The organism is Rhodopirellula maiorica SM1 (assembly GCF_000346295.1).
In the GTDB taxonomy this organism is placed as follows: Bacteria; Planctomycetota; Planctomycetia; order Pirellulales; family Pirellulaceae; genus Novipirellula; species Novipirellula maiorica.
The window spans coordinates 1-5,694 of the sequence record NZ_ANOG01000411.1 but is presented as its reverse complement, the minus strand read 5'-3'; the positions used below and the strand labels follow the sequence as shown (position 1 = coordinate 5,694).

5 protein-coding genes are annotated in these 5,694 nt (G+C 53.7%); all 5 read right to left on the bottom strand.

The genetic code is table 11. The features are described 5' to 3' along the window. The coding region (locus tag RMSM_RS13200) for a BatA domain-containing protein (RefSeq protein WP_040766300.1) at positions 1 to 677 on the bottom strand (677 nt) is incomplete at its 3' end. Further along, the gene (locus RMSM_RS13195; RefSeq protein ID WP_008696677.1) at positions 674 to 1,636 is read right to left on the bottom strand and encodes a DUF58 domain-containing protein; all 963 of its coding nucleotides are present in this window, start codon (positions 1,634 to 1,636) and stop codon (positions 674 to 676) included. The genes RMSM_RS13200 and RMSM_RS13195, both read right to left, overlap by 4 nt. Then, positions 1,636 to 2,649, bottom strand: a complete 1,014-nt coding sequence (locus RMSM_RS13190) for an AAA family ATPase (protein ID WP_008696676.1) — start codon at positions 2,647 to 2,649, stop codon at positions 1,636 to 1,638. The genes RMSM_RS13195 and RMSM_RS13190 overlap by 1 nt, the downstream gene beginning before the upstream one ends. A 52-nt stretch (positions 2,650 to 2,701) precedes the next feature. Beyond that, positions 2,702 to 3,544: a DUF4159 domain-containing protein gene (locus RMSM_RS13185; protein WP_008696675.1), complete on the bottom strand. Its 843-nt coding sequence runs from the start codon at positions 3,542 to 3,544 to the stop codon at positions 2,702 to 2,704. Between the two features lie 69 nt (positions 3,545 to 3,613). After that, a partial coding sequence (locus tag RMSM_RS13180; RefSeq protein ID WP_040766298.1) for a tetratricopeptide repeat protein occupies positions 3,614 to 5,694 on the bottom strand: 2,081 nt, incomplete at its 5' end.

Genomic DNA, 5,694 nt, shown 5'->3' with positions numbered 1-5,694 from the left:
ACGTTCTCGGGCCAACTGAAACGCTGTAAATTTTCAATCTTGCTACCCGATTGCATGTCGCTAATCAGGATTAAAGCGGCATCGTGCTGACCGTCTTCGAGATCCGCTTCGCTGGCGGCGGCGATGTCGGCAGCATAAACAAGAGCTCGCCCCAAATCAGAATCTTGCCACGATGGAGCGAGATTCTGAAGCGATAGCCGAGCAGCCGAGAAACGTTGGTCGGCGGCTAATTCGTAGGACTGCTCTAATGAAAAAAGCGTCTTGGGTTCGTGGTCAAAGACGACCATTGCGAGATGATCATTTGGGCCGAGTTCGCTGATCACGCGGTCCACTTGCTCGATCGCTTGCTCCCAAACGCCAGCCCGTTTCATGCTGGCACTGGTATCAAGCAACATCACAAATCGTTGCCCCGTGGCTTCGGAATCGGTCAGGGACTCCGTTCGAAAAAAAGGACGTGTGAATGCCGCAGCGAGCAACAAGATCGCCAACGATCGAATCAGCAATAACAACCAATTGTCCAATCGGCTGCGACGCGTCAATCGCGGTGGCGTGGGTTTCAAGAACATCAACGAGCTGAACGCGATGTTCCCTTTGGGTTGCCGGCGAATCAAGTGGAACAGGATCGGCAACCCGATCGCCAAGGCTCCGGCAAAATACAATGGGGCCAACAAACTCATGAAGTGCCTCCACTGCGAGCGGACCGAGCCAGCATTCCGGCGCGTGTGGCACCACGCGGCCGTTGCTGTTGTGAATTCAGCAAATGGAACAACGATTCGTGAAGTGGTTCGTGGGTCCCGAGTTCATGCAGACTGACGCCTAACGAACTGCACACGGTTTGCAGTTGTTTTCGGTGCTCGGCAAACTGTTCTTGGTATTGAGCGGCAGCAGCCTCGGGATCCAAATAGATTTCGCGTCCGGTTTCCATGTCCAAAACCATGCTGGGCGATTCGAGCTTGAAATCGACTTCCGCCGGATCCAATGTCCGCAAAATCACCACTTCGTGTCCACGTGATCTTAGATAGGCTAGATTGGTTCGCAGCGAGTCGGTGGCGGTCAACAAGTCCGAGATCAAGATGACCAAACCACGTCGTCCGACAAGATTGGCAATCTGTTTCAGCGGCGAATCAATGTCGGTTCCTTTGCCGCCGAGCGGACGCGATAGCGCTACCAACATTTGATGTAGATGACCGACTCGGCGTCGAGCGGGAATGAATTCGCCAATCGTCTCGTCAAACGTCAGCACCCCGACACAATCCCGTTGCAGCGACAGAAAATAAGCGAACGTCGCTGCCAACGTTCGTGCGTAGTCGATCTTGGTATACTCGATCGATCCGTAGCCCATCGAACGACTCTGATCGACCAATAGATAACAATTTCGATTCGTTTCGTCTTCAAACTTTTTGATATACAGGCGATCGCTGCGTGCAAATCGTTTCCAATCCAAACCACGCAGATCGTCCCCAATGGTGTAGGGACGATATTCACTGAACTCGACCGATGATCCATGCATCGGGCTACGGTGTAGCCCATCGAAAAAGCCTTCGACGACGGTCTTGGCCCTCAGTTGCAGATTCTTGATCCGCATCACTGCTGACGGATCAATCGAGGCAATGTCACCACGCGAAGGTTGGACCATTACGACATCTCCGTCGATACGGCCTGCAGCAATTGATCGATCACATTTTCGATTGTGACACCTTCGGCTTCGGCTTTGTAGCTAAGCAAGACACGATGACGCAGCGTGGGATGGGCGAGGGCGCGGATATCATCGATTCGCACGTGGGCATGCCCCGACAGCAACGCTCGCGCTTTGGCCCCGAGCACCAGCGTTTGTGCCGCACGCAGCCCCGCGCCCCAGCTGACCCATTGGTTGATGAAATCAGGAGTTTGATCGCGATCGGGCCGTGTGGATGCAGCCAAGCGAACCGCATAGGCACCGACTTCCTCGGCGATCGGCACGCGGCGCACCGTTTGGTGAAACCGCAAGATGTCTTCGCCGGTAAACAGCGGTTGGATCGGTTCAGCACGCTGTGAAGTCGTTTGCATCACCACCGCCAACTCATCTTTGGGCGGCAGATAGTCAATCAAGACGTTGAACATAAAGCGATCCAGTTGAGCTTCCGGCAACGGATACGTTCCTTCCATCTCGATCGGATTTTGGGTCGCCAGCACAAAAAACGGCTCTTCCAACGGATAGCGACGCCCAGCGGCGGTGACTTGATGTTCCTGCATCGCTTCGAGCAATGCGGCCTGCGTCTTTGGGGGCGTCCGGTTGATTTCGTCGGCCAAGACAACGTTGGCAAAGATCGGGCCTTTGACAAACGCCATCTTGCGGTGCCCATCGCCAGAGTCCTCGAGAATCTCGGTGCCGGTGATATCCGCGGGCATCAGGTCGGGCGTGAACTGGATTCGCTGAAACTTCAAATGAAAGATCTGAGCGACACTGCGAACCAACAGCGTTTTGGCTAACCCCGGTGCGCCGGTGATTAGACAGTGTCCACCTGCAAACAGGCTGATCAGCAATTGCTCGATCACATCGTGTTGACCGATGATGGTTTTGGAAAGCTCGGCGTAAATTCGTTCACGGCCATCGCGAATTTGTTCGACCGTGCGTGCTTCGTCTTCCACCGACAATGCTTCAGTGCTCATGCTGCTTTCCTCGGGGTGATACGGATCTCTGCAATTTTTGCCAAGCGGGTGGTTAGTGGGTCATCGCGTAGGTGACGATGTTGATTCCCATGGGGTAGGCTTTCTTGACGGAAAACTCTTCGAAATACCATTGGTTTTCACCTTCGCGTTCCCAGCCGTCACCGAGATCGGTATTGTGGCAAATGAAGACCATGATTCGTCCTTCGTCATCGTGGATCGCGCGGTAGTGAGGTGTGCTGGTATCGCTGCCGTCGGAAGCCCATTCGTACGATCCAGTGTCGCCCGCCATACTGCGCCGCGCCACGTTAATCGACGGCACTTGCGGCTTCTCTTTTAGATCGTAAACATTGTGAAAGATCTCGTGTGAAAGCGGGACTTCGACCGGATCACGATCAGGAAAGACTCGTTTCAGCTCGCGTCGCATGTTTTCGTATTGGGAATCGCCCCAAAAATCGTCCACCATCAAGAAACCGCCGTTCAAACAGTAGCGGCGGAGCGCTGCGACTTCCGCTTGGCTGAACACCAAGCTGCCCGGTTCGATGATATAAATAAACGGATGGTCAAATAACCGATCATCGGTTAATTCCAAGACCATCGGTTCAGGATTGACCTTGAGCGAGGTCAGTTGTTGCAAGCGGAGTGAAAAATTCAGATCGCTGTCGCGGTAATCGGTCGCCCAACCCCCGCCACCCCCGCGTCCGCCGTAGGAATCGTATTTGATACGCACAAAAGTAAACAAATCACCGGGGAAATTGGGATCGACTTCCCAATCGGGGACGCCATTGCGTTCGGTGTGCGGGCCCGCATGGCGCCACCGCCATCCACGTTGTGCCAACGCGGCTCCGGCAACCATGACTAACAGCAATCCAATCAGTAGGGAACGTCGCGTGATCATTTTGTTTTTCTCTCCGCTTATTTCTCTCTGATTCGATATCGCACTTACAGAATCAACTACGGTCGTCGCTCACTGCTCTTTTGCGACGATCTCCAACAACAAACCATGAGCATCGCGGTAACGCGGTGCATCCTCCAAAGCCGATAATACGTGCCGTTTGGCAGACGTGGTGTCGTCGGTTTCGAAACAAGCACGTGCGAGTTTGTAATTCAGTGCGGCGGGGTCGATCGGATCCATTTGCAACAGCACTTTTAACGGTCTGATTTTTTTTCCGGGCTTATCGAGTTCCTCTGCGGCCACAACCATGTGCTGATAGGCAAACGGCTGCAGTGGCTGAATCGCCAGCATTTCTTCGCTGTATTTCAACACTTTTTGCCAGTCGTTGTGTTTCGTCGCAATCTCGATTAAACGCCGGTACGAGGGCAAAGCATCGCTGGAAATTGCTAAAACTTTTTCGCGAATTTCTCGTTCGCGTTTTTCCTGGTCCAATCGCTGATAAACATCGGCCAACCATTCCAGCGGACCGTCCCGCTCCGGCGTTACCGCGCCAAGTTCGACGATTTTCACGAGTACTGGCAATGCCTTTTCGTCCTGTTTCTCCGCAATCCATGCTTCGGCCAGACTTCGCAATCCCCAATAATTCGCTGGGTGCTCTTCCACCCATTTGGCGAGTTCCGCCGTCGACGCATCGTTCGGCAGTTCGTCCCGCGACCAATCGGCATCGGGAGCAAACGATGACGCTTTTTCACGTGCGTAGGTTGCAAATTCGACATCAAGTCGATCGAGTGATCCGACCGATCGCGTCAACGCGTCGTCGATCGACAGCCCGTCACCGAGGGACACAAGAACCGTTTTGAGTGACTCGAGTCCGTGCTTTTCGATCAGGAATTCGATCACGAGCGAGGACTCGTAATAGGCAAACTGCAGGTGCAAAGGGGACGGCGGACTCAAGAACGCCGAGCTCAGCTTGCTGACTGGGGTTAGCGATTCGCTCAAAATCATTTCGCGATACTGAGGCGTCATCGACTCGCCCCACGCCGGATTTCGCATCCGTTCCTCATAGACCGAAATGCCTTCGCTGAGCCACCGAGGCATGCGGTTCTTGGTTTTCTCGAGTGTGACGACATGACAAAACTCATGCCATAACACGCTTTTCCAGTTATGCGGTCGCTCACCCTGACTGGCTGGACTGTTTGCCGTGATCACGCGACCAAAACAAACGCCCAAGTAACCCGCGCCGCCGGGTAATCCAAAAGTGCGGATGGCAAAATCGTTCTGTTCCGGAAAAATCTCGACCATGATCGGAGCATCCGGTTGGATGTCGTACTTCTTACACAAGGTCGCTCGCGCCTCGGTCAGCAGTTCAAGCACTGCTTCGCCGTACAGGTCCGCTTCCTCGGGATCCATCCGTACATGAATATTGCCCGATTCTAAAACACTAAAGTCCTTGATTCGGTCATGAAGCGTCAGCAAATTGTGGGCGATGACGTTGTAAGGATCGTTTTCCGCGACCGAATGTGCCAGCGTCCATCCCTTTTCATCGTTGCCCAAACGAAGAAGGTCTTGAGCGAGTTGAAATTTGGCAGCGTGATAGTCGGGATCGAATTCGAGAGCGCGACGTTGGTACGCGGCACCCTCGGCAAACCGGTACTTTTGCGACAAATTGCTACCGATCAAATAATCCACACGCGGATTTTCATTCCACGTGCTAAGCGCTTTGAGACGCATTTTCTGTTCACGTTCGGAGTCGCCTTCGAGATGGGCGATCACGCTTCGCAATGCCCAAGCATCCGGTTCGGATGGGTTGATTTTCAACGCCTCGGCGATCGACGATTTTGCATCGTCATACAACTCTCGATCCAAGGCCAATTCGGCCAGCATCAGCAAGCTGGGAACATGGTTCGGATTCAATTCGAGTGCTCGTTGCAAAGCCTCGGTAGTGACATCGGCATCCGACGATTCGAATGCGCGTGCTTTCAAATAGCTTGTCCGCGGATCCGTGTCATCGATCCGCTCGGCCTCGGCGAGCGTCTCCGCTGCCACCTTGTAATCGCCTTTTTCTATCGCCAACTCGGCGGTCGCAATGTAGGCTTCGAGAAAATCAGGGTTGGAATCACGTACGCGGTCGTAAAACATTTCCAACACTTGAC